The sequence below is a fragment of the Mycobacterium sp. GA-2829 genome (genome assembly GCF_001499965.1).
In the GTDB taxonomy this organism is placed as follows: domain Bacteria; phylum Actinomycetota; class Actinomycetes; order Mycobacteriales; family Mycobacteriaceae; genus Mycobacterium.
Genome location: NZ_LQIT01000005.1, coordinates 1 through 21,951, shown reverse-complemented (window position 1 = coordinate 21,951; position 21,951 = coordinate 1). Strand labels below are relative to the sequence as shown.

Sequence of the window (21,951 nt, the reverse complement as noted above, 5' to 3'; positions counted from 1 at the left end):
TGCGCGGGGGCGTGCAACGGGAGTGTCACCGGTGGGTGGCGATGCGCAGAGGTGCCGGGGGGAGCCTTGATGATTGACCAGTTGACTGCTGAGGGGGTGGCGGTGCAGGTCGCCGACGACGAACGGCGACCGGTCAGCGTCGTCATCATCGACGATCACGACGTCGTCCACGCGGGAGTTCAGGCCTGGTGCGCGGAGGCCGACCCACCGATTCGCTTCGTCGGGAACTTCCTCGAACCACAGGAATTCGTCGACCGGTACCCGGTCGCGTCACCCGACGTCGACGTGGTGCTGTTCGACCTGCAGATCGACGGCAACAGACCCTCGTTCGACACGTTGCGTGCGCTGTGTGAATCCGGGCACCGGGTCGTCGTGTACTCCCACATCACCGCTGACGAGATCATCCTCAGCTGCCTGGATCTGGGGGCCATCACCTACCTGGCTAAGTCCGAGGGCCGGGCCCACCTCATCGAGGCCATCCATGCGGCGTCCTCGAACACCCCGTACATGGGCCCGCGGATGGCGCGGGCGCTGCTCAACGACAACGCCGCCGGACGGCCCAACCTGTCGGAGCGCGAGAAAGAGGTGCTCGTCGCCTGGTTCCAGACCGAGAGCAAGGAGCTGGTGGGCAAGCGCCTCTACATCGCGCCCAGCACGGTTCGCACCCATCTGCAGCGAGCCAGGGCCAAGTACGCCGCGGTCGGCCGGCCGGCGCCGACGAAGTCGGCCCTGCTCGCCCGCGCCATCGAAGACGGCATTCTGAGCCTCGCCGACCTCGTCTAGAGGCGAGAAGTGCAGCGCGAAACGCGTATTCGGCGCGGGCGTGCTTCCGGTGTCGACCGATCGAGCGACAGACGCACGCCGCCGTGATCCGTAACGTTCCGGATGAACGAAAGTCGGACGATCGGAGCGTCGATGACTGCCCACTCCGCCGAACAGGGCGCGAGCTTCCGGGCGCAGACATGCATCGAGCCGGACCGCATCGCTCATCTCGCCCGTGATGCCAGCGAAGAGGTGCAGGGCGGGTTCCGGTTCATCAGATTCGAGGGTGCGGCGCCGGGACGGCTGTCCTTCTCCGTGCGTACTCGATTCGCGCAGGCCGCCCTGATGTCGTTCGACGTCGCGATCGCCCAGCTCGACGACGGTTCCACCAGCTTGAGTGCCTATGTGTCTGACCCATTGGCCGGCAACGGTATTGCGGCTTGGACCCCGGCCGCGAGGTGGTCACTGGGCCACGAGACCTACAAACGGTACGTGTGGGAACTGGCGGGTGCGTTGTCCCGGTTCGACCCCATGAGCACGGCCGTGCTGCTCGACAGGGTGGGGCGGCCATGACGACGACGGCACTCAGTTGGGCGCTGCTCGGTCTCGGCATCGTCGGCAGCACCGTATGGGGCAACATCGAATTCTGCCGCCGGCGCAACGGTGTGCACACCGATCACATTGTCCGACACGATATGTCGGCATTCAGCGCGACCATCCACGAAGTGGATACTCGGCCTCTGGTAGAACTCAACCGCCTCCGGATGTCGCGACGGAACCGCTGACCGAGGTCACGGTGCGCGGGAACACTCGACGATCAACCACACCGTGTCCTCGGTGACGACGACGTCACCACCCTGAACCGCCACCGCGGCCGCCAAGGCGGGCGGATCGACGACACCGCGGCACACCACGCTGAGGCTCACCGAGTCCCCCGCGACGCCCAACACCACGTGGGCGCTGGAGATGTCGGCGGACAGCAACGTGCCCAATGGCGCGGCAAGGGCGGCGGCCGCCACACCGTCCAGCGGCGGTAGATCGCTGCCGGTGTCGACGGTCACGTCGACACCCCGGGCCTCGGCGTCGTCGATCACCGGGCGCAGCTGCCGCATCACCGGATGAGCAAGAGTCTTCGACTGGTCGAACACCGCTCGCAGCCTTCGTGATTCGGCGCGAGCCTCGCGCTGGATGGATTCGGTGACCGGCTCACCGTCACCCAGGCGCTGTAGCAACGGAACGACATTGGCGATGAGCGTGGCGTACCGGCGCCGGTTGTCCTCGGCCACGGTGCGGGCCACGCGGTCGGCGACGAGGAGCCGGCGGTGGGCCGCGACATCGGCGTGCACATCGGCGGCGGCGTCGCGCATCAGTCCGTCGAACATCAACGCAAACAGCTGCACACCCAGGATGCTCGCGGTCCCCAGACCGACGTTGACCAGGGCGTCGGCGGTGGGATGGCGCCAGATCTCCACGGCGGCCGCCGCCAGCCAGAAGCCGGTGAGGATCACCACCCCGTGTCGGGTGCGCATCGGCAGCACCTGCAACAGCACACACCAGCCGACCCCGCCCTGCACCCAGTCGGCCTGGGTGCCGATCTTCTCTGGTGCCAGCACGGTCAGCTGGGTGAGCATGACACCGGCCAGCGCGGCGAGATTCAGCCACACCGGAATCCACGGACGGCCACGCAGCGCGGGAAGGGCGAGCAGCGCACAGATCCCGGCGACGATGCCCAGTGCGGTCTGGACCGTGGGATGACCGGCCTGGGCCACCCCGTACGGCACGGTCGTGGCGAGATTCGCGATCGCGTACGCCGTCAGTGCCGTGCCGTAGATCAGCCGGACGCGGTCGATGAGACCATCGGGGTCCGCGACCGGCGGCGGTGCCTGCGCGTCGGGCAGCGGAGACCAACTCAGCACGACGCGGGTGCCCGCGCCCGGCGCGGACCGAACCGATGCCGATCCCCCCGCCCGTGTCATGCGCGCCGACACCGACTCCGCGAGACCGTGCCCGCGGGCCGCGCGGTTCTGATCGAACCCCACGCCGTCGTCGAGCACCGACACGGAGTCGTCACCGATCACGATGCGCGCCTCGGTGGCGCGGGCGTGGCGGTCGACGTTGTTCAACGCCTCCCTGGTCGCCGCGACGACCGCCTGCGCCACCTCACCGTCGACCAGAAGTTGTTGGCGCCCTTCGAGATGGGTCGGCGTACGGGCGTGGGCGAGCACCGAGCGCAGGGCTCCGACGACGTCCACGCGCGCCGCAGTGTGAGGCCATGGTCCCTGACGCAGGACATCCAGGTCACGGCGCGCCTGCGCGGCCAGCCGCTCGGGTGGCAGGTCGGCGCCCTGGCCGACCATCAGCAGCGTCGACGCGGCGGTGTCGTGCAACAGCGCCAGTTGCTCGCGCTCGAACGCTCGCACCGCCTCGTCGACCTCGCGCGCCAGCTGAGCGGACTCCCGGGCCCGACGGGCGCTGTCGACCGTGCCGGCCACGTGCAGCAGCATCGCCCGGATCAACGACGCAGTGACCCACTGCAGCGCGAAGTAGTACACCGCGAGCACCGACCACACCTGTTCGGGTCCGACGACTGCAGCCGTGCCTGCGGCATACGTCGCGGCGACGGCGACGGTCATCGGCAAGGTGACCGTCGCCGGCAGGGACACCGCGAAGCTGACCACCGCGGTGCCTGCGATGGCCTGAGGAGCGCTGTTGGTCAGGTAGAAGCCGGGATCGGAGACCTGCAGCGGGATTCCGGCGCAGACGGCCAGGGTGACGCCGAAGTCAATCGAGGTGACGACGCGGGTCTGGGAGCGGGTCACGACCCGCAGCAGGGACCACAGCAGCACACCGATCAACAGCCACCGCCCGGCCGGTGCCACACCGGAGGCGGGTTCGGCGAGTGCGATCGCGGCGACGCCGGCGTTCACGCAGTGCCGCATGAGCAGGCCGACGGTGGCGGCGCGTCGCATGAGGTGCTGCCGTGACACGTCGTCGACGCCGGAAGAGCCGTCGACGGTGGAAAGCATGATGACCACACCTGCCTTCGACGGGCGGCGGATACGAGTCTGCGACGCAACCGGCGCGCGCACAAGCGGTTTGCCCCGATACCGTGCAGGAGTCTAGGGCGTGCGGCGCGCGGGTCCAAGGGTGTCGCTGTCGGTCGATCGGGGGAAATCCCCGCCTGTCATCACCGAAGGCCGCGCACACCGCCGCGCTTGGGTTTAACTTTGCCGTGAGCGCACCGCCGGTGAGTGCCGCGGTCGGCATCGTGGATTACTGGGGTGACTAGCCAGCGTGAATACCGCGCTTCGGATCGGGGGAATCGGTCCGGCCCGCCGTCACCTCTCCCGTCGCGTCGGGTTGGTGTGCCTGCTCGTCCGGCACACCACCGGCCTGGTGGTCGCCGTGCTCGCCGCGGTGGCCGACGGCGCCGTCGCCGCGCACCCGTCCGGGCGGCTGCTTCTGATCCTGCTCGGGCTGTGGTCGGTCTACCGGTTGGCGACCCGGTCACAACTGTGGCAGTTCACTGTCGCGGATTTCTGCTGGATCGTCGCCGTGGGATGCAGCGTCGGGATGATCGTCGGTGGCGCCGCCGCATTCGATACCTACAACGCCGCCGAGACGATCGTCGGCGTCGCGGTGGCGACGTTCGTCATCGGGATCCGCCCAGGTCTGGCGACACCGATGACGGTGGTGATCGTGTCCGCCTACGCATGGGGGACGGCGCAGGTCATCGGGTGGGACGGCGTCGGCCGGGTGGTCGATCTCTACTCCCTGGTTGTCGGATGGGCGGCGACGACCGTGATCCGCATGATGTCGTGGCGGATCGCGGGTGCGGTTGACCGGGCCCACGACGAGCGGCAGGCGGCCGAGATCGCCCGCAGTGTCTCGGCGGCACGACGCAACTACGACCGGGAACAGCTTGCGCTGCTTCATGACACGGCGGCGGCGACCCTGCTGATGGTCGGGCAGGGCGCCCAGGTCGCCGACGAGCGGCTCGCGGCCCAGGCGCGTCGTGACCTCGAACTGCTGGAGGACCCGCCCTGGACCTCGCCTGCGGTCACCGTCGACATCGTCGAGGCGCTGCGCACCGAGACCGCGTATCTACGGACGACGGTGCAGTTCACGGGTCGTCGGCAGCTGTGGTTGCGGGGCGACCTCGCAGGCGCGATCGTGTCGGCGGCGCGCGAGGTGACCAACAACGTCGACCGGCACGCCAACGCGAACACGATCCGGATCGATGTGGCGGAGGACCGGGTCACCATCGCCGACGACGGCGTCGGCTTCGCGCCGGGCGCGGGCCTTTCCGGCCACGGCATCCGCGCATCCGTTGTGGGCCGGATGAACCGTGCCGGCGGCAGCGGGTCGGTACGCTCGGCGCCCGCCCAGGGCACCATTGCCGAACTGTCGTGGCCGGCCGATCGGCCCATCTCGGCGTCGGTCGACGCGGCCACCGGCGCCGACCGTCTCATCGGCAGGCTGCGCGCGGCGTACACCTTGGCGCTGACCGCCTACGCGATCGTGGGCCTCGCCACCGCGGTCCCACCCATCGCGTCGTACGAACGACACGGCGACGCCCAGATCGGGCTCATCGTGCTCGCGGGCCTGTGCGCACTGTCGTCGGTGCCCGCCGTCTTCTACCGTGAGCGGCGCCCCGCGTGGGTCGCGGCGGGCGTCTTGGCGGTCATCGCGTTCCTGCAGCCGGCGCTGCTGACCACCCCGGAGCTGACCACCCACGCCAACTGGGCGCCCGCAGCGGTCGGCTTCTGCCTACTGCCGCTGCTGCTGAGGTGGGACACCCGGCGGGCTGCGGGCACACTGCTGGCTTATTGGTGCGGCCCGGCGATCATCGCGTTCGTCCGTGACCCCGGCAAGCCCATGCTGGTCTTCCTCGGTCTCAGCCTCGCCGGGACGTTGATCCCGCAGATGTTCGCGACGCTGTTCAGCTCGTGGGCCGCCAGCGCCGCCCGCGACGCGCGGGCCGAACGCGACAACCTGCTCCAGGTCGTGACCGCCGAGAAGGTCGCGAGCGCGCTGCAGGCCGACCACCTCAAGCGGTACGCCGACATCATGGCCGGTGTCATCCCGCTGCTGCGCGCGCTGAGCCGCGGCGAGCCGGTGACCTCGGAGATGCGTCGGCAGGCCAGAGCCGAATCCCGGCGCCTGCGAACGCTGTTCGACCGGCTCCGGGCGGATCACCCGTTGCTGTTCGAGATCCGCTCGCTGATCGAGGCCGCCGAAGACCGCGGTGTCGAGGTCACCGTGCATTTCGACGGTGAGCTCCCGCCGTACGACCCCGTTGACGTCGACCGGATCGTGCGCGGGGTCGAGCGGGTGATCGCGCTGGCCACGGTATCCGCGCGCGTCGTCGTCACCGCCGCGGTCGACGAAATCACCGTAAGCGTCGTCTGTGAGGTGGCCCCCGGCGATGCGGGCCGCGACATCGACGTCGACGGTGCCGAGCTGATGTGGTCGGGCAGGACGGCGTGGCTGACGATCCGGCAGCGCGCCGAGACCGGCGCCCAGAACTAGTCGGTCGACCGAACAGCCGGTCACTCCCTACGCTCCGGTCATGCGCCCGGACACGGACACGGCGGGGCCGGTCGGCAGCGGTCCCGGGCGGCTTCGACAGTACTGACGACGCGACCGTCATCCGCGTGCGCGCGAGCACACTGACCGTGCGGCGGCTGGCGGAACCGGTGTCCGTGGAGCCGATTCTCGAGTACCAGAGGCGTTAGCCGCGCCAGATCGACGGTGGAGTGCCCGGCCGCGGATGCTGTGCGGGCGGCGTCGGACGTGCGGGCGGCCGGGGCCGCGTGGCGACGGGTGGCTGCGCCGGCGGGGCGGTTGTTTCGCGGGGCGGGGCAGCCTGTGCCGCGCGCGGTGTCGATATCAGTTGCTGGATCAGGCTTTCCGCCTCGAGCATGTGCGGGTACTCGGCCTTGTCGACATCGACGCGCAAGGCTCCGCCGCCGCTGTGGGTGACGATGAGCGCGAGACCGCGCGCCATCCACAACTGGAACGCCGCGAACCCGAGCAGGCCGAACGCGACGAGTAGTAGCAGCGGGCCGAGCGGGCCCATCCCCATCATGCCCAAGCTCGACGTCAACATCATGAACCCCGTCAAACCGGCGACGGCGGCGGACAGCACCCGTCGCTGCGACAGTTGACGGCCGACGGTCGTGCTGGACACGTGGCGCAGCGGCGTGCTCGACTCCGTGTGTCCGACCCGGATCACGAACAGCAGGTACTGCGGATGCCGGACGATGACACGCTCACCTGTGATGACCAGACCGGTCTTGATGTGGCGCAACAACGGTGACGGCGTGAAATCGCCTGCGAACAACGAGTCCTCACCGGGCAGCAGGGCGATGTTCTGATGCTCAGAGGTGCCGGTAGTGCCCGCGATCGGCCGGGCGTTCGAGGGCGGGATGCCTGTGCCGAAGTGCTGCTCGGCCTGGCGAAGGTAGTCGGCGTGTCCGTTCGGGTTCATCGGTTCCTGCTCTCTGGACGGTCGGGCGGGATGTTCATCACCGCGGGATCGGGCAGCGGCACGGACGTCCCGCCGAGGTCGATGACGCCACCGGCGCGCCGGATGGTCTGCCGGCCGGTGTCGGCGTCGGTGAGGGTGAATTCGGCTGCCGCGCCAGGATTGTCGAGGGCGGCGTACTTGACGGCGACGACGGTCTGGGAGCTGAACGCGCGCCATTGCTCGCCGTCGAGGCGGTAGTGGGTCAGCGTGTCGTTGTCCGGCGGAGCCAGTGGGGCGCCGGACGCGCACCGCACCCGCGGGACTCCGAGCGGGTCGATCAGTACGGCGCTACCTGCCTGCAGCACAGCCTGTTTCGGATCGGGGACACCATCTCCGGGCGTGTGGGTGGTGACCCAGGTGTCGGAGAGCAGGACGACCGCGGTCAGCGTGTTGAGGTAGTGCGGGATCTGCTGCGGGGTGATCCCGAGCGCCAGCCCCCAGACCCGCGCCGTGCCGGGGTCGGCGTCGAGGTCGTTGGCCAAGGTGACGGCATCGCAGGGAGGCGTCTGGCCGGTCGCCCCGTAGAGCCCCGCCTGGCGGCCGGAGACCACCCGCACTCCGCGGTCGGCGCGGACCGGGGCCTGCTCGAGTAGCTCGACGGTCTTGGCGGCGGTCTGATCCGAGATCGTGACGGGCGCAACGAGGATGGATCGGGTGAAGGTATCGACGGTGGGCGTGTTCGCGGCGATCAGCACGGCCTCGCCGGCGGTCTTGTCCGAATCGTCGCCGGCGGAGAACAGCACGACCCCGACCAGGGTCGCGACCACCAGCGCCGTCAGCACCGCCCCGGACACCGCGAGGATGACCGTGGTGCGCGGGTTGTGGGGATCCGGCGGATCGGGATCCGCCCAGCCGGTCTGCGGGTGGGTCACCGCTTGACGGTCCCCTTGTCGGTGCCGGGAGACCCTTCCGTTGTTCTGGTCACGGTGCCCTCGAACTTGTCCATGACGGCCTTCTGGCTGGCGAACTTCGGATCGGTCGACTTGTCGAAGTCGGCGCCGACATCTGTGTAGACGGCCGAGTGCCCGTGGTTGCCGGTCACCACAGCCTCTAAGGGGTTGTTCCAGTCGAGGGCGGTCCCGGAGTCGGAGACGAAGAGGTTCTTCGACTCGCCGGACAGCGGGTCGAGCAGGGGCACCCGATCGCCTGCGCCGTTGATCACATCGCCGCGCAACAACGCCGCGCCGACCAAGTCGCGCCGCGCGAGCGCCAACGCCTGTGCGGGAAGGTTCGGAGTGTTGTCGCCCTCGGCACGAAGATGGACGGTGCTCACACCGTTGACATCGGCGTGGACAAGCGGCGACCCATAGGTGACCAGCGCGGTCGCGTTGTAGCGTCCGGAGGCCACCAGGTTTTGGGCCTCCATACCGCCCTGGCTGAACCCGACGAACATCATCTCCGGTTGCGTGGACCGGTCTGCGGGGTCATATCCCGCGGCGCGTAACGCCCGGTCGATCTTGGCAGTCGTCTCGTCGTCGGTCCAGTTCGCGGCCAACTTCAAATTCCGCACCGGATCGCGCTTGCTGTCCTCGAGATCGGTTCCGGCGAGGTATACGACGAGACGGGTTTTGCCATCCGGTCCGACGACCTCCTGGATCATCACTCCGTCATGGCTCTTATCGAGCGTGCGAATCTGCTTGTAGAGCGCAGATGCGCCCTCGGGAGCTTCGTGTCTCGAACTCGAACCCGAACCAGTGCCACCACCGCCACCGTCTGCGCGGCTGGCGTTCTCCTGCTCATCGGCGTTGCGGCGCAACACCTCTGCACCGGATCGCAACGCGCTGATCGCGGCGTTGAGCGCGAACACCGATTGGCCGTTCCACTCGGAACGGAACCGCTCCGAGTCCGGGCCGCGCCAGATCGCCGCGTTGGACACGAAACCGTTGAGCCCCTTCATCGAACTCTGCAGCCGGTCCGCCGCCTGAATGAATTGGCCTGCGGTGGTGCGGAGTTGGTCGGGATCGGCACCGGCGACGGTCATGTTCCCTCCTCGGGAAGAAGCGTGTTGCTCGTGCGCGGCCGGTAGCCGCGCACGAGCACCGGGCTTCGTGGGTCGTGCCTAGACGCTGGCCTGCTGCTGCTCGGTGGCGTTGCGGTTGGCGTTCTGCGACGCGTTCTGCAGTGCGGTGACAACCTGGCGCAGCTGCGGTACGTGCTGGCCCTGCCAGTCCGCCTTGAAGCGTTCGGCGTCGGGGCCCATCCACTGCACCGAGTTCACCGCCGACGTCAGCTGCGCGATGACGCCCTCGATGTCACCGGCCTTCGCGTTGAGCTGTGTCGCCAGCTGACGTACCTGATCGATGTCCTGCCCGAAAAGTGCCATGTCTTCCTCCTGTGGTGTCGTTCTTCGTTGTCGTGCTGTGTGGTCAGATCGCGGGTTGCGCCACCTGCATCCACACCCCCTTACCGCGCTCGATGAGCACGCCCCGCCCGGGCGGGAAGTCGCTGCGGCGTACCACGCCGATCGAGGTGTTGAACAAGCTGTCAGACTCGACACCGCTGGGCCACAACAGCATTCCGCGCCTGGCCGCCTTGAAGGGCTGTGCCAGCAGCCACGCCTGGCCCCAACCCGACACCTCGGATTCGCCGACGATGAACGCGGTGTCGCCGAGCGTCTTCATCAGGCGCGCCAGTTCGTTCTCCGCGGCGGTGCCGCCGAAGTCGGCGATGCCCTCGATGACGACCATCAGCTCGCCTGCGTCCCGCGGCGGCGCGCCGAGTGTCAGCCGGTTCACCAGGTCGATGACCGGGTCCTGTCCGGCCGCCGTGGCCGACCAGACGTCGAGCCCGGCGATGGTCGACACGGATGGGGCGACGTGGACGATCTGCGCCGACGGGTGCTGGCGGCGGACGGCCTGCGCCAGGGTGACCAGCGCGGTGGAGCGGCCGCTGCCGGGCGGTCCGGTCACCATGAAGACCCCGGCAGGGTTGATACCCAGCGGGGCAAGCGATTCGTCGGCCACGCCGATCACCGCCGCGCCCGCCGACGTGCTGACCGGCAGCGCTTCGAACTCGATGCGGTCGGAGAGCCGCTCCACCGGTTCGGGCGCGGCGAAGCGGTCGCGCCGCATCTGCTCGGCCAACCGCTCGATCGCCCGGGCCTGCACCGCGACGTTGGCGTCGCCGCCGAACACGGCGACCTGCAGTTCGCGTCCGTCGAGGATGGCCCTTCCCTGCGGTGAGGTGGCCGACAGGATGTCGCCGCCCACCCCTGCGAGCACGTAGTCGTCGTCGGAGGCCAGCCGCAGCACCAGACGGCGCTGGATCGTCGACGCCAGCGACGACGGAATCGCCGCCGGGCGGTCGGCGGTGATGACGACGTGGATGCCCAGCATCCGGCCGTCGGAGGCGAGCTGGCTGAGCATCGCGAAGAACGTTGTGTGCGAGACGTGTTCGTACTGGTCGCGGAACGGGCCGATGGCGTCGACGAGCAGCAGCACCCGGGGCTCGTCGGGGTCGGCAAGCCTGCGGTATTCGGTGAGCGTGGAGGCGTTGACGCGGGCGAACCGACGGGCTCGGCTCTCCAGCAGCGCGGTGAGGCGGCGCAGCACTCTGCCGATGCGTTCCTCGTCGTCGGCGCCGACCACGGCCGCCACATGCGGCAGCGCCTCGAGCATCTTCAGGCTGCCGGAGGCGAAGTCGAGCCCGTAGACGTGGGCGGGCCCGTCGTGCGGGTTGAGCGCCGCCGAGATCGCCAAGGTGCGCAGTGCGGTCGACTTGCCGGCGCCGCCGGTACCGATGATCGCCATGTTGCCGGCGTCGTCGGGGGAGAACGTCTCGACGGTCTGGGCCTGTTCGGTCGGGACGTCGCACGTGCCGAGCACCAGCGCGGGGCCGCCGGACTGTGTGACGAGATCCTCGAGCGCATAGGTGGACTCCAGCGGCGGCAGCCACGGTTTGCGCGGCAACGGGATCCGCAGGTGCTGCGCCGCGGCGCGGACGGTGCCGACCATCCGGGTGATGTCGGTGGGGCCGTTCGGCCGGACCGCACCTTTGGCGGCTGGGGTGATCCATGGCCGGCGGCGGCCGAAGACGAATTCGGAGATCTCGATCGGAGCCTGCTCGGGCTGCTCGCTGGTCCAGCCGCCGACGTAGGCGGCCTGGAACGTGGTCAGCCGTCCCGGGCCGGTCCGGGCGACCGCCCGGCCGGGGATCTCCGGCGGGAAGGACGCGGCGAGCGGGTCATCGATGACGTCGAGAGAATCGTCGACATCGTTGAGGCGCAACGCGATCCGCAGATTGGTGTTGGCCCGCAGGTTCTCGCGGATCACCCCGGCGGGGCGCTGGGTCGCCAGCACCAGATGCAGTCCGAGTGAGCGGCCGCGCTGTGCGACGTCGATGACCCCGTCGACGAACTCCGGCACCTCGGAGGCCAGCGCGGCGAACTCGTCGACGATGATGACCAGGCTCGGCGGCGTGTCGGGATCACCGGTCTGTTCGAGGGAGATCAGGTCCTTGGCGCGTTTGACGTTCAGGAGTTGCTCCCGACGGCGAATCTCGGCGCCGAGCGAGGTCAATGCCCGGCGCACCAGGTGCGGGGTGAGGTCGGTGACCAGGCCGACGGTGTGCGGCAGCCCGACGCAGTCCGCGAACGCGGTGCCGCCCTTGTAGTCGACGAGCAGGAAGCTCACCCGGTCCGGGCTGTGCGCGGCGGCCATACCCATGATCCACGACTGCAGGAACTCGCTCTTGCCGGATCCGGTGGTCCCGCCGACGAGGGCGTGCGGACCGTGTTCCCGCAGGTCGAGGTGGAGTTCGCCGGCGCCGGTGGACCCCACCAACGCCCGCAGACCGGCGGGCTGACCGGACGGCGGACGGGGTCTGCCGTTGCGGGTGAGTACGGACTCGTTGGTAATCCACTGTGCCGCAACGGCTGCCGGGTCGGAGGCCATGCGAGTGCCGGCCATCGTCAGATACGACACCGCGCGCGGCAGGTCGGTCGCGTCCTCGACGGCCGCGCCCACGTCGACCACCGGCGCCAGCAGCAGCGCGACCTGCCGGGCGTCGGCGACCTCGATGCTCTCGCAGGCCACCGGGAAGGTGTGCCGGCCGTGGCGGACGTGGCCCACGGTGGCGCCTTCGGACTCGTTCTCGACGAGCACGAAGGTGCGGCACGCGGCGGGCAGGCTCTCGACCTGCGTGGCCACCCACACCACGTACACACCGACCGGCCCGCCCCGTTCGGCCAGCCGGGTCAACCGAGACCGATCGATGGGGGCGGTGTCCTCCACGAGCACGATCACCGCCGGGACGATCACGGTGTCGTCGCCGCTGAGCGTTTCGCGGGCGGTGCGTTGTTCGACCAGGTCCTCGAGACGCGACAGCAGCGCCTGGCCGCCGTTGGCGCTGTCGGTCAGGTGGTTGCCCGACAGCGGGCTGTGGACCGAGCCGGTGTGCGGCAGCCATTCCAGCCACTGCCACGAGGCCCGGGACTGCGGGGAGCTGAACGCGGTGATGGCCAGGTCGGCCGGGGAGTGCAGGCCGGCCAGCTGCAACACGATGCCGCGCGCGACTCCGTCGACCACACCGCGCGGCCCGCAGATGCCGAGCGCACCGGACTCGCGCAGGTCGGCCACGATCGGCACGTCCTCGATGGTGCTGAACCGGCTCTGCAGGTCCTTGAGTTGGGCGGTGTGGGCAGCCTCGGCGGTGTCGGTGTCCGACAACCGGATTCGGCAGCGGGACGCCGCATCACCGAGTCCGAGCCGCACGGTGAGGAACCCGGGGTGTTCGGGGCGGTGGGTCCACAGCAGCGGGCCGAGCCGGTGGATCGCCTCGACGACCTGGCTCAGCGCCGGGGCTTCGGCCAGCCGCACGGCACGCTCGACCCGCTGGGTTTCGGTGAGGTCGGCGGCCAGGGCGCGCAGCGCGTCGGTGAACCGTTTCGCCTCGTGTTCGTGGCGCTTGCGCGTCTGCAGTTTCGTGTCGATGTACATGCCCACCATCAGCAGCGGGCTCAGCGCGATGAACACCACGGCGAGCATGCTGCGGCTCACCGCGAACAGGATCAGCCCCATGATCAGTGGCGCGAGCACCGAGATGATCGGGAAGCGCGCCGGTTCGGGTGACTGGGGAGGTTTGGGTGCGGTGAACTCCTGTTCGTCGAACCGGGCCACCACCCGGGGGGAGCGGTTGAACTCGATGGCCACGCTGTCGGTCTGGGTGGTGCCGGGCCGGACGGTGGGCAGGATCGCCAGGGAGGTGGTGGCCAGCTGCACGATGTCACCGGCCCCCACGATCGCGCGTTGCACCGGCTGGCCGCCGATGCAGACCCCCGACGGTCCGGCCAGGTTGACGATCTCGATGCTCTCCCCGACCGTGATCGCCGCGTGGACGTCGGTGACCCCGTGGTCGGTGAGCGTGACGTCGTTGGTGAGGCCCGTGCCCACCGACGAATTACCCTGCGGCAGCGGAAACTCCACCCCCGCATCGGGCCCGTCGAGGATGCGGGCGACCGCTGCGGTGCGGCCGCGCCGGCGGCGCCGGGCCATCGTGGTCGCCGCGGCGAGGCTGACCGTCGACCCGGACTGCAGACCTGAATCGATGAGGCTGCGCGCCGGATCCAGGAGTCGGCCGGCCGCGCCGCGGTCGAAGGCGCTGTCTTCCACCTTCAGAGTGAGCCCGGCGCCCGGTGGCCGTTGACGCTGATCGGGGTCGCCGGCGGCAAGCGCCTGAGCCAGTTCGGCCACCGTCGCGGTGGCGTCGGCGGTGACGGCGAGCTGGGCTCGGCTGTCGTCCGGACGGCGGAGGATGATCTTGGCCTGCATCTACCCGCGTCTCCCTGACACGGGTACCGGTGACACGACCCGGTTGAGCCCCCGGTCCGGGGCTCGGCGCAGCGTGCGCTGTTGGCGTTGCCCCAACGGGTTCGCTCCGGTCGTCACGTCGAGCACGGTGAGCCCGCTGATCCGGTCGTGCCATGCGGCGCGGGGCCGAGAGCTGAGCAGCACCGGCAGCCCGGCCAGGCCGACGGTGGCGACGAACGCCAGGCCGCGCAGTACCGTGGCGCCCACTCCCGGCGGCCGGTGGTCGGCGGCGCGAACCAGTCGCAGCCCCAGCAGCGCCTTGCCGAAGGTGTTGCCCGTCAGGCCCTGCCAGATCTGTAGCCAGAGCCACACCGCGACGAACGCCACCGGAACGACGACGAAGACCACCTCCGCCACCCCGAGGACGGCGCCCGCGGTGGACAGCGGCATGGCCGGGCTGATCATGGCGGCCAGATCGAGAAGCGATGCGGCACATCGAGTCCCGCCGCTCGCAGGCGTCACGGTGGCCGGTCGTATGGGCGGTTCGTCGACGGGCGCGGTACGGATCCGTTGGCGGGGGACGACGATACGACCGCTCAGGGTGTGACCGCACGTCCCGCAGAACCGGGCGTGCGGCGGCAGGCCGGAGCCACACTGCGGGCACGCAAGCGCCGCACTGTCTGGCTGTCCCCGCACCAGCTGACTCCGTTCCGCACCGAACTCGACGTACAACAGCCGTGATCTGGCCGTGATGGGTGAAACTCGCGCAGTCGCCCGGTGGGCAGATGCGCGGTCGTGACGAGATTAGTCTTTGCCGGGCGGATCGGGCGGGAATTGCTGTCGCCCGATCGTACGATTGCCTCCACCTGAGAGCAACATGAGAAACTCTGTTCTGGCAAACCCGTACGACCGTCAGGAGGCATGCGCGGTGGCTGATCCGACGCTGCCGCCCGGCAAGTTCGGCGCGGGTTACGTCGCCGGCGGCGCCAAGGGGGGTCCGGCGGCCGTATTCACCGCGCCGACGGTGTCGCCGGCACCGCCGCTCAACCGGCTGGCGGTCGCCACCTTCGTCACGACGCTGGTGTTCGGATTGGTCGCAGCGCTGTTCACGCTCCCGCTGTCGTATGTGGCGCACCGTCAGATCGAGGCCTCGGGTGAAAGCGGGTCGGGTCTGGCCCGGGCCGCGATGGTCATCAGTGGGCTGTACCTGTTGATCGGTTTCGTGGTCGTCGGCCTCTACCTCTATCTGCCGGTGCAGGGGGCGGTGCGCTAAGTGTTCGCATTCGCAAATACACAGCGCGTCCACCGAACGACCGATACCTGGACCGATGGTGCAACTGCCAGGATGAGTCGCGACCGCGATGACTGGTTTGCTCACATCGCAACTAACGAGGCTCTACAGTCTCGGTGCATTGCCGGGGACACGGTCAGAGGTATTTCGCAGCGTTATAGAGAGATGGGGAACTCGGGATGGACGTGACGCTCGGAGTTGCGCTCGACAAGGCCGAGGCGCGGATCGCGCTACTCGACGCGGCCGCCCCGTATGCGGTCATCGACCAGTCACTGATCGATCTGACGGACCAGCCCGTCGACACCGTGGTGTCGGCGCTGACGTCGACCGATCGCATGTTGACCGAATCCGGGCACCGTCTCGTGGGCACCAGTGTCTGCAGCGCGGACCCCGCTGTGGCAGCCGGCGTGCGCGATGCCCTGCTCGACGCCGACCTGACCAACGTGACGGTGGTGTCGGGCTCCGATGCGGTCACCGAGGTGACCCGGACCCTGGTCGGCGGCGAGACCACCGCGACGTTGACCAGCGACGCGGACACCGCCGCACTGTCGATCGTCGACGCGGCCGCCGACACCACCTCCCTGATCGCGGTCGAACCGGTGACGGGCGGTGACCGGGGCGCGGCCTACCGGACGCTGTTGGAGCGCTTCGGTGAGGAACCCGGCGGGGCGACCAGCGTGATCGTGCTCGGCGCACCGGTTGACGAGGCGTTGACCGCCGAGCTGCAGGCGGCCTCGCCGGTTCCGCTGCAGTTCGTGGACGAGCCGGAGTACGCCATCGCGCGCGGCGCGGCGCTGGCGGGTTTCCTGCGCCCGACGAATCCCGTTGCGGCACAGGCTCCGATCGGTTCCATGGACTGGGACGCCACCATGCTGAGCCCCGAGGCGCAGCAGTTGGCGTACTCGCAGGTCGACGACGCGCAGGATGACAGCATCGCCGGCGCGGCCGTGCCCATGCAGACCCCGATGCCGCCGTTGAGCGCCGCGGACCCGCAGGACTACGAGGTCGAGGAGACCGCGGACGACGCGGCCGCTCCGGCGGACCGGCCGCGGGCACTACTGCTGGGCAGCACGGTGGCCGCGGTGGTGGTCGTCGGCTTCGCGGCGCTGGCGGTCACGGTCGCGCTCAACATCCGTCCCGACGTGCGGGAGCAGGCGATCCGGCTCACCGACGATGCGTTGGCGGGCAAGTACTTCCCGGTGGCGCCCGGGCAGGGCGTGACCCCGGACGGCCCGGGCTGGACGATGATCGAAGAGGTGCCGCCGCCCGGTGTCGAGCCCGAGGCCCGCACCTTCCGGCCGCAGACGCTCAACGCCTTGCGCGGTACCGGGGACACCGGCGCCGAGGTCATCAAGCTCTACCGGGACGGGACGGTCGGCGTGGTGCCGGACGCCGCGCAGCTCACCGCCGCGATCCAGCCGCAAGGCATCGTGCCGCCCGGCGGTGTCCCCGATGCCGCCGGGTACGTGACCCGGTTGATTCCGGATTTCACGCGGTGGAGTCCCTGTCAGGTGCTGGCCCTGGTCGGCAACATGCGGCTGATGACCGAAACCGCGATCGACGCGGTCGCGAACACCACCAGTGCGGGACTGAACGCGGTCAACTCCGTCGCCGGAAATTCCGGCGACTTCCCGGATCTGAGCGATCTCGGTCAAGTAGCCGTCGTCCCCGCCACCAAGGGGGAGTTGTTCGCCGTCGGTGACACCCCCGCGGGCACCTCGACGGACATCAATGCGATACCACCTCAGATCTTCAAGACCGGCGCCGTGGACACCGTGGTCGAGGAGGTGTTGCCGGTGGACACCAAGATCGTCGACACGTCGGCCCTGGAGGGGCTCACCCCGACGGGCAAGGCGGGCGAGGGGACGCCGATGCCGATTTTCGGCGATATCCTGCCGCCGGAGGTCGGCGAATCGCTGCCCGGCACGAAGGGAACGCGTCCGGTCATCGACGCCGGGACCGTATCCGAAGGCCTGGCCCCCGGTTCGGGGGTGGATCTGCCGGAGACGGGGATCGACGTCTCGAGCGTTCTCCCCGGGGACGGCCCGCCATCCGGATCGACGCCGGATCTGGACATCCCGGGCACCGGCCTGGTGCCGGACGGCCCCGGGACGCGACTGAATCCAGGTGTCACCGCACCCGAGGCGGGTCTGCCCAAGCTCGATGAGGGCCTCCCGAAGCCGGCGGTGGAGCTGCCCAAGCTCGACGAGGGCTTCCCGAAGCCGGCCGTGGAGTTGCCCAAGCCGCCCGTCGATCTGCCGGACCCGGTAGTGGAGCTGCCCAAGCCGTCGCCGAAGATTCCGGAGCGGGTGTTGGAGTTGCCCGAGCCCCCGGTAGTGGCCCCGCAGCCCAAGTTCGAGATCCCCGTTCCGGACGTTCCGGAGGTTCCGGTGTACGAACCGCCCTCGCCGCCCGTGCAGCAGCCCTCGCTGCCGTCGTTCGAATTGCCGAAGCTGGAGATCCCGACGTTCGCCCCGGAGCCCGAGGCGCCGTCCGCCCCGTCGGTGCCGGATCTGCCGTCGGTGCCGGATCTGCCGTCGTTCGAGCTGCCCGAATTGCCGTTCGGCGGTGGGCTGTTCGGATCCGGAAGCAACTAGCGGTATCGGAGATCGGTGATGAGCAACGTAATCGAAGACCGGACCGAGGTGCCGCAGCGGCTGCACCGGGCCAACGTCATCCGTGACGCGGTCGCCGCGGTGCTGGTGACGCTGGCGGTCCTGCTGCCGTGGAACATCGCTACCGGGATCACCATCGCCGGCACCCCCGGCTGGGTGACGGGCCTGCTGATCGTGGCGGCGCTGACGTCGCTGGCCGCGCTGGTACTGACCCACGTGGGACGCGGAATCAACAGGGAAAGCGATGATCTCACGACGCTGAACCGGCTGCGGATCACGTTGAACTGCCCGATGCTGGCCATGGCGTTCGCATTCCTGGTCTATGCCGTGGTCCAGGCGGTGCGGAGGGGCGGAACCGCGGAGGTCCCACCGGGAATGGGCCCGGGCGCATGGCTCGCGGTCGGTGGTGCGCTCCTCGGCGCAGCGCCGGTGATCGCGCCCGTCGGCGATGACCGTTCGGGTAGCAAGGCCTGCCGGATCATCGGCGTCGTCTCGCTGGTTCTCGCCTTCGCGGCGGTCGCGTTCAACCTGTACTGGCGCACCCGTTTTGTCCTCCCGGAGATCGGCAACGCCGAGACCGGGACGCAGAACCTCGTGGTCACCGTCGCCGCGGTGCTCTACGCCGTCGTCGCGCTGCTGCCGGTGTTGATCACCAGCCGGTGGCTCATGTCGACGAACCGGGAGACGCGGCTGGCCACGGTTCTGCTCGCGGGTGCGGCACTGGTCGCCGGCGTGTTCACGTGGGTGCTGCCCGTCGGGCGCGACCTCGACGCCTTCCACGGGATCGCGCAGAACACCTCGACCGCGGGTGTCGGGTTCGAGGGTTACCTGGCGTGGGTGGCCGGAACCGGCGTCATCGCGACGGTGACCGTGCTGGCCGCGCTCAACCGGAACGCGGTCGACGCCTGGCGGTCGGCTGCGCGAAAGTGCCTGGTGCTCATCGCCGTATGGTGCAGCGGGTCGGCGGTGCTGCGGATCGTGGATCTGATGATGGCGTCGGCGCTGGCCCTGCCTGCCCCGCCGTACTACGCGACCACCTTGATGGCCTTCGACCTGGTCGCGGCCGTCGTGGCGGTCTGGTTACTCCTCAACAGCTCGGGCAAGGTGGCGCCGCGGATGCTGCTGACGGTGGGATACGGCGCGCTGTTCGCGCTGGCGGTGTGTCGGGTCATCGTGGGCGTGGCGCTGGTGCCGCGGGTGCCGCCGCTGAACCCGGACGCGATCACCGAGGTGTACGGCAACACGCTGGGTCAACAGATCACCAGCACCTTCGATGTGGCGTTGTGTGTGCTCGGCGCCGCCCTGGTCGTGATCGCGTTCGTGACCAGCACGGCGGAACGGTCGGCCGGCTCCACTGTCGCACCGAAAGCCGCTGCGCCGGAGCCGGAGTCGGCCCCCACGACGACGATCACCACGTACTCGTGGGCACCGCCGACGATCGCCATCCCGCGCGCACAGGAGGCCGCCCCCGCGACGGCCAAGATCTTCCGCCCCGACCCCGCACCCGGCACCGACCGGGTGGCCAAGGTACTGGCGGAGTCGACGCAACGCTTCGCGGCCGGCACCACCTACGGTGGCGGGGACACCGAACGGCACTGACATTCCGCGTCATTCGGTGCGACGCGTGCGCCCGTCGATGAGAGGATCTCCCGGACGGGTGGTCAGGTCGAGACGGGGAGTCGGCGATGTCTGAGTGGGGCTGGCAGGTCGCGCTGAACGATGCGAACCCCGACCCCCGCGTCGCCTGCGTCGTACTGGCCGACGTGTCGGGATCTATGCAGGGCGAGCCGATCGCCGCGCTGGAGCGCGGTTTCGCGGCGTTCACCCGCTATCTGCAGAACGAGGTGCTGGCCAGCAAGCGGGTCGAGGTGGCCGTGGTGACGTTCGGGACGGTGGCCACCGTGCTGGTGCCCATGCAGGAGGCCCGCACGTTGCAGCCCGTCGCGTTCACGGCGTCGGGGACCACGAACATGGCCGCCGGTATCCACCTCGCGCTCGACATCCTCGAGGACCGCAAGCACGCCTACAAGGCCGCTGGGCTGCAGTATTACCGGCCGTGGATTCTCATCCTCACCGACGGCAAGCCGAACCTGGACGGCTTCGACGAGGCCGTCGCGCGGCTCAACGCCGTCGAATCCGCGCGCGGGGTCACGGTTTTCGCAGTCGGCGCCGGTCCGCGGGTGGACTACCGGCAGCTCGGGCGGCTGTCGCTGCAGCGCAGCCCCGCGCCGCTGGAGGGCCTCAAGTACGAGGAGCTCTTCGAGTGGTTGTCGGCCTCGTTGAGCAACGTGTCGAACAGCTCCGAGTTCGCCCGCGACGATCAGACCCACGAGGCGATGAACGGCCGGGTGCCGCTGCCCTCGGCCGCCGGCTGGACCAGCGCGTGAGACCCGGGTGCCCCGACGGGGCGCCGCGATGGGCCGTGTGCGGTGCGTCGGTGACCGGGCAGGAGCATGAGCGCCGCGGACTGGGCTGCGACGACGCCTACAGTTACGGCGTCGCAAATGATTACGTGGTCGCTGCCGTCGCCGATGGTGCCGGCGCGGTCACCGGAACCTCCGCGTGGGGTGCGTATGCCGCCTGCCAGAGCGTGCTGACCGACGGGCTGCGGCCGGCGTTCGTCGAGAACTTCCGCAGCGGCGACGCCGAACAATTGATGCGGTGGCTGTTCGACAACGCGCTCACCCGGGTCACCCGGCAGGCCGCCGCGCTCGGAGTGGAGCCGATGCGGCTGTCGACGACGCTGTGCGTGGCCGTCGCGGACCGCGGCAGGGCGGTCTTCGGCCAGATCGGCGACGGGGTGATCGCCGCCGAACTCCACGACGGCCGGATCGGGTCCCTGCTGATCGAGGCGAAGGACGGCTACGCGAACACCACGTCATTTCTACAGTCCGACCGAGCATTCGAGGTGTCGTTCCGCACGGTGTCGCTGAACGAAGTCACGGCGTTCGCGCTCAGCACCGACGGGATGAGCTACAAGATCACCGACATCGGGACGGGGGAGGCCTACGAGCCGTTCTTCCGCGACTCCTGGAAACATGTGCGCGCCGGGGCGCGGGCCGATCAGTTCGCGGCGCTGCTGCGGGGGATCACCGACGACCAGACCGGCGACGACAAGACGATGGTGCTGGCGGCGGTGTCCGAGTCGGCGGTCGGCGCGGTGACGGACAGTTCGCCCGCGCCGGGAGCGTCGGTCGCCGAGCTCGAGACGGTGCCGTTGGCGCGAGGCGCACGGCGTCGTGGGATGTGGCGGCGTCGGCGGTGAGCGGCACCGACGTCCGTCTCGCTACCGGTGAGCGACTGACGCTGGCGCCGGTGCTCGCCCGCGCCGGCGAGGGCACCGTCTACGGTGTCGCGGAGCGACCGGATCTGGCGGCCAAAGTGTTTCACCCGGACCTCACGGGACTGGCTGCGAAGTTGGACAAAGTCGCGGCGATGGTGCAGTCCCCACCCCCGGGGCGGGTGCAGCCCAACGGTTTCGTGGTGCTGACGTGGCCGTCGGGAATGCTGCTCGACGGGGACCGGCCGGTCGGGTTCGTCATGCCGCGCGTGGACACCGCCACCGCGGTGGAGATCCACACGATCAGCAACCCGTCGAACCGGGAGGACCCGCTGCCGGGCGGTCCGCAGTGGACCCGGCGCGCGACGTGGGAGCATCTGGTCAGTACGGCGGCCAACCTGTGCCTGGCGGTGCAGGTGGTCCATCGCGTCGACGCGGTGATCGGCGACTTCCAGGAGCGCAACATCCTGGTCTCCGACACCACCGAGGTGACGCTGGTGGACTGCGACTCCATGCAGTTCACCGACGCGGCGGGCCGCCGATACCTGTGCAGTGTCGGCAGACCGGAGTTCACCGCCCCCGAGCTCGTCGCCGTCGACCTGCGGCTGTACCCGCGGGAGAAGCCGTCAGATCTCTTCGCGCTTGCCGTACACATCCATCTCCTGCTGATGGCGGGCAACCACCCGTTCATGCGGGGGATTTGGCCCGGCGGCGCGCGGCAGCCC

Annotated in this window: 16 protein-coding genes and 1 pseudogene; 10 read left to right on the top strand and 7 right to left on the bottom strand. The window is 69.7% G+C overall.

The window, feature by feature from the left end:
• Positions 1-69 precede the first annotated feature (69 nt).
• The 3 genes from AU194_RS04325 (at position 70) to AU194_RS04315 (ending at position 1,547) form a co-directional block, all read left to right on the top strand.
• Complete coding sequence (locus tag AU194_RS04325; protein ID WP_059088004.1) at positions 70-783, top strand: response regulator transcription factor; 714 nt, start codon at positions 70-72, stop codon at positions 781-783.
• A gap of 132 nt (positions 784-915) precedes the next feature.
• Positions 916-1,335 (top strand): hypothetical protein, encoded by a 420-nt coding sequence (locus AU194_RS04320; RefSeq protein ID WP_157575893.1) that lies wholly within the window; start codon positions 916-918, stop codon positions 1,333-1,335.
• Positions 1,332-1,547, top strand: a complete 216-nt coding sequence (locus AU194_RS04315) for a hypothetical protein (RefSeq protein WP_059088002.1) — start codon at positions 1,332-1,334, stop codon at positions 1,545-1,547. The genes AU194_RS04320 and AU194_RS04315 overlap by 4 nt, the downstream gene beginning before the upstream one ends.
• Positions 1,548-1,553: 6 nt before the next feature.
• On the opposite strand, the gene AU194_RS04310 is transcribed toward AU194_RS04315, so the two are convergent.
• Complete coding sequence (locus tag AU194_RS04310; protein WP_231743162.1) at positions 1,554-3,788, bottom strand: ATP-binding protein; 2,235 nt, start codon at positions 3,786-3,788, stop codon at positions 1,554-1,556.
• Positions 3,789-4,056: 268 nt separating this feature from the next.
• On the opposite strand from AU194_RS04310, the gene AU194_RS04305 reads away from it, so the two are divergent.
• Positions 4,057-6,294: a sensor histidine kinase gene (locus AU194_RS04305; RefSeq protein WP_157575892.1), complete on the top strand. Its 2,238-nt coding sequence runs from the start codon at positions 4,057-4,059 to the stop codon at positions 6,292-6,294.
• Between the two features lie 202 nt (positions 6,295-6,496).
• Here AU194_RS04305 and AU194_RS04300 read toward each other — a convergent pair whose 3' ends face one another.
• From AU194_RS04300 to AU194_RS04275, 6 genes are all read right to left on the bottom strand, one after another.
• Positions 6,497-7,255, bottom strand: a complete 759-nt coding sequence (locus AU194_RS04300) for a hypothetical protein (protein WP_059087999.1) — start codon at positions 7,253-7,255, stop codon at positions 6,497-6,499.
• Positions 7,252-8,166, bottom strand: a complete 915-nt coding sequence (locus tag AU194_RS04295; RefSeq protein WP_059087998.1) for a DUF6777 domain-containing protein — start codon at positions 8,164-8,166, stop codon at positions 7,252-7,254. The genes AU194_RS04300 and AU194_RS04295 overlap by 4 nt, the downstream gene beginning before the upstream one ends.
• Positions 8,163-9,275, bottom strand: a complete 1,113-nt coding sequence (locus AU194_RS04290; protein WP_059087997.1) for a WXG100 family type VII secretion target — start codon at positions 9,273-9,275, stop codon at positions 8,163-8,165. Before AU194_RS04290 ends, AU194_RS04295 begins: the two co-directional genes overlap by 4 nt.
• A gap of 78 nt (positions 9,276-9,353) precedes the next feature.
• Entirely contained in the window at positions 9,354-9,617 is a 264-nt protein-coding gene (locus AU194_RS04285) for a WXG100 family type VII secretion target (RefSeq protein WP_011854623.1), read from the bottom strand.
• 43 nt (positions 9,618-9,660) lie between these two features.
• The gene (locus AU194_RS04280) at positions 9,661-14,061 is read right to left on the bottom strand and encodes an FtsK/SpoIIIE domain-containing protein (RefSeq protein WP_059087996.1); all 4,401 of its coding nucleotides are present in this window, start codon (positions 14,059-14,061) and stop codon (positions 9,661-9,663) included.
• Positions 14,062-14,562, bottom strand: coding sequence for an RDD family protein (locus AU194_RS04275; protein ID WP_231743161.1), 501 nt, complete (start codon positions 14,560-14,562; stop codon positions 14,062-14,064). It abuts the gene before it with no gap.
• 406 nt (positions 14,563-14,968) lie between these two features.
• Between AU194_RS04275 and AU194_RS04270 the strand changes: the two genes are divergently transcribed.
• The 6 genes and pseudogenes from AU194_RS04270 to AU194_RS04245 all read left to right on the top strand — a co-directional run.
• Positions 14,969-15,313: a DUF4190 domain-containing protein gene (locus tag AU194_RS04270; RefSeq protein WP_059087995.1), complete on the top strand. Its 345-nt coding sequence runs from the start codon at positions 14,969-14,971 to the stop codon at positions 15,311-15,313.
• A 197-nt stretch (positions 15,314-15,510) separates the two neighbouring features.
• Positions 15,511-17,928: a hypothetical protein gene (locus tag AU194_RS04265; protein ID WP_059087994.1), complete on the top strand. Its 2,418-nt coding sequence runs from the start codon at positions 15,511-15,513 to the stop codon at positions 17,926-17,928.
• A gap of 18 nt (positions 17,929-17,946) precedes the next feature.
• Positions 17,947-19,545: a hypothetical protein gene (locus AU194_RS04260; RefSeq protein ID WP_059087993.1), complete on the top strand. Its 1,599-nt coding sequence runs from the start codon at positions 17,947-17,949 to the stop codon at positions 19,543-19,545.
• 86 nt (positions 19,546-19,631) lie between these two features.
• Positions 19,632-20,333 (top strand): VWA domain-containing protein, encoded by a 702-nt coding sequence (locus AU194_RS04255; RefSeq protein WP_082698467.1) that lies wholly within the window; start codon positions 19,632-19,634, stop codon positions 20,331-20,333.
• A 50-nt stretch (positions 20,334-20,383) separates the two neighbouring features.
• A complete protein-coding gene (locus tag AU194_RS04250) occupies positions 20,384-21,211 on the top strand; it encodes a PP2C family serine/threonine-protein phosphatase (protein WP_231743160.1) in 828 nt (275 codons plus the stop codon).
• Positions 21,208-21,951, top strand: a pseudogene (locus tag AU194_RS04245) (hypothetical protein); the annotation flags it as partial. The gene AU194_RS04250 and the pseudogene AU194_RS04245, both read left to right, overlap by 4 nt.

Bases quoted from the DNA above. Each gene is read 5' to 3' on its own strand.
- AU194_RS04280 (WP_059087996.1), bottom strand. From the start codon at position 14,061: ATGCAGGCCAAGATCATCCTCCGCCGTCCGGACGACAGCCGAGCCCAG.
- AU194_RS04285 (WP_011854623.1), bottom strand. From the start codon at position 9,617: ATGGCACTTTTCGGGCAGGACATCGATCAGGTACGTCAGCTGGCGACA.
- AU194_RS04260 (WP_059087993.1), top strand. From the start codon at position 17,947: ATGAGCAACGTAATCGAAGACCGGACCGAGGTGCCGCAGCGGCTGCAC.
- AU194_RS04325 (WP_059088004.1), top strand. From the start codon at position 70: ATGATTGACCAGTTGACTGCTGAGGGGGTGGCGGTGCAGGTCGCCGAC.
- AU194_RS04315 (WP_059088002.1), top strand. From the start codon at position 1,332: ATGACGACGACGGCACTCAGTTGGGCGCTGCTCGGTCTCGGCATCGTC.
- AU194_RS04300 (WP_059087999.1), bottom strand. From the start codon at position 7,255: ATGAACCCGAACGGACACGCCGACTACCTTCGCCAGGCCGAGCAGCAC.
- AU194_RS04310 (WP_231743162.1), bottom strand. From the start codon at position 3,788: ATGCTTTCCACCGTCGACGGCTCTTCCGGCGTCGACGACGTGTCACGG.
- AU194_RS04255 (WP_082698467.1), top strand. From the start codon at position 19,632: ATGTCTGAGTGGGGCTGGCAGGTCGCGCTGAACGATGCGAACCCCGAC.
- AU194_RS04265 (WP_059087994.1), top strand. From the start codon at position 15,511: ATGGACGTGACGCTCGGAGTTGCGCTCGACAAGGCCGAGGCGCGGATC.
- AU194_RS04320 (WP_157575893.1), top strand. From the start codon at position 916: ATGACTGCCCACTCCGCCGAACAGGGCGCGAGCTTCCGGGCGCAGACA.
- AU194_RS04290 (WP_059087997.1), bottom strand. From the start codon at position 9,275: ATGACCGTCGCCGGTGCCGATCCCGACCAACTCCGCACCACCGCAGGC.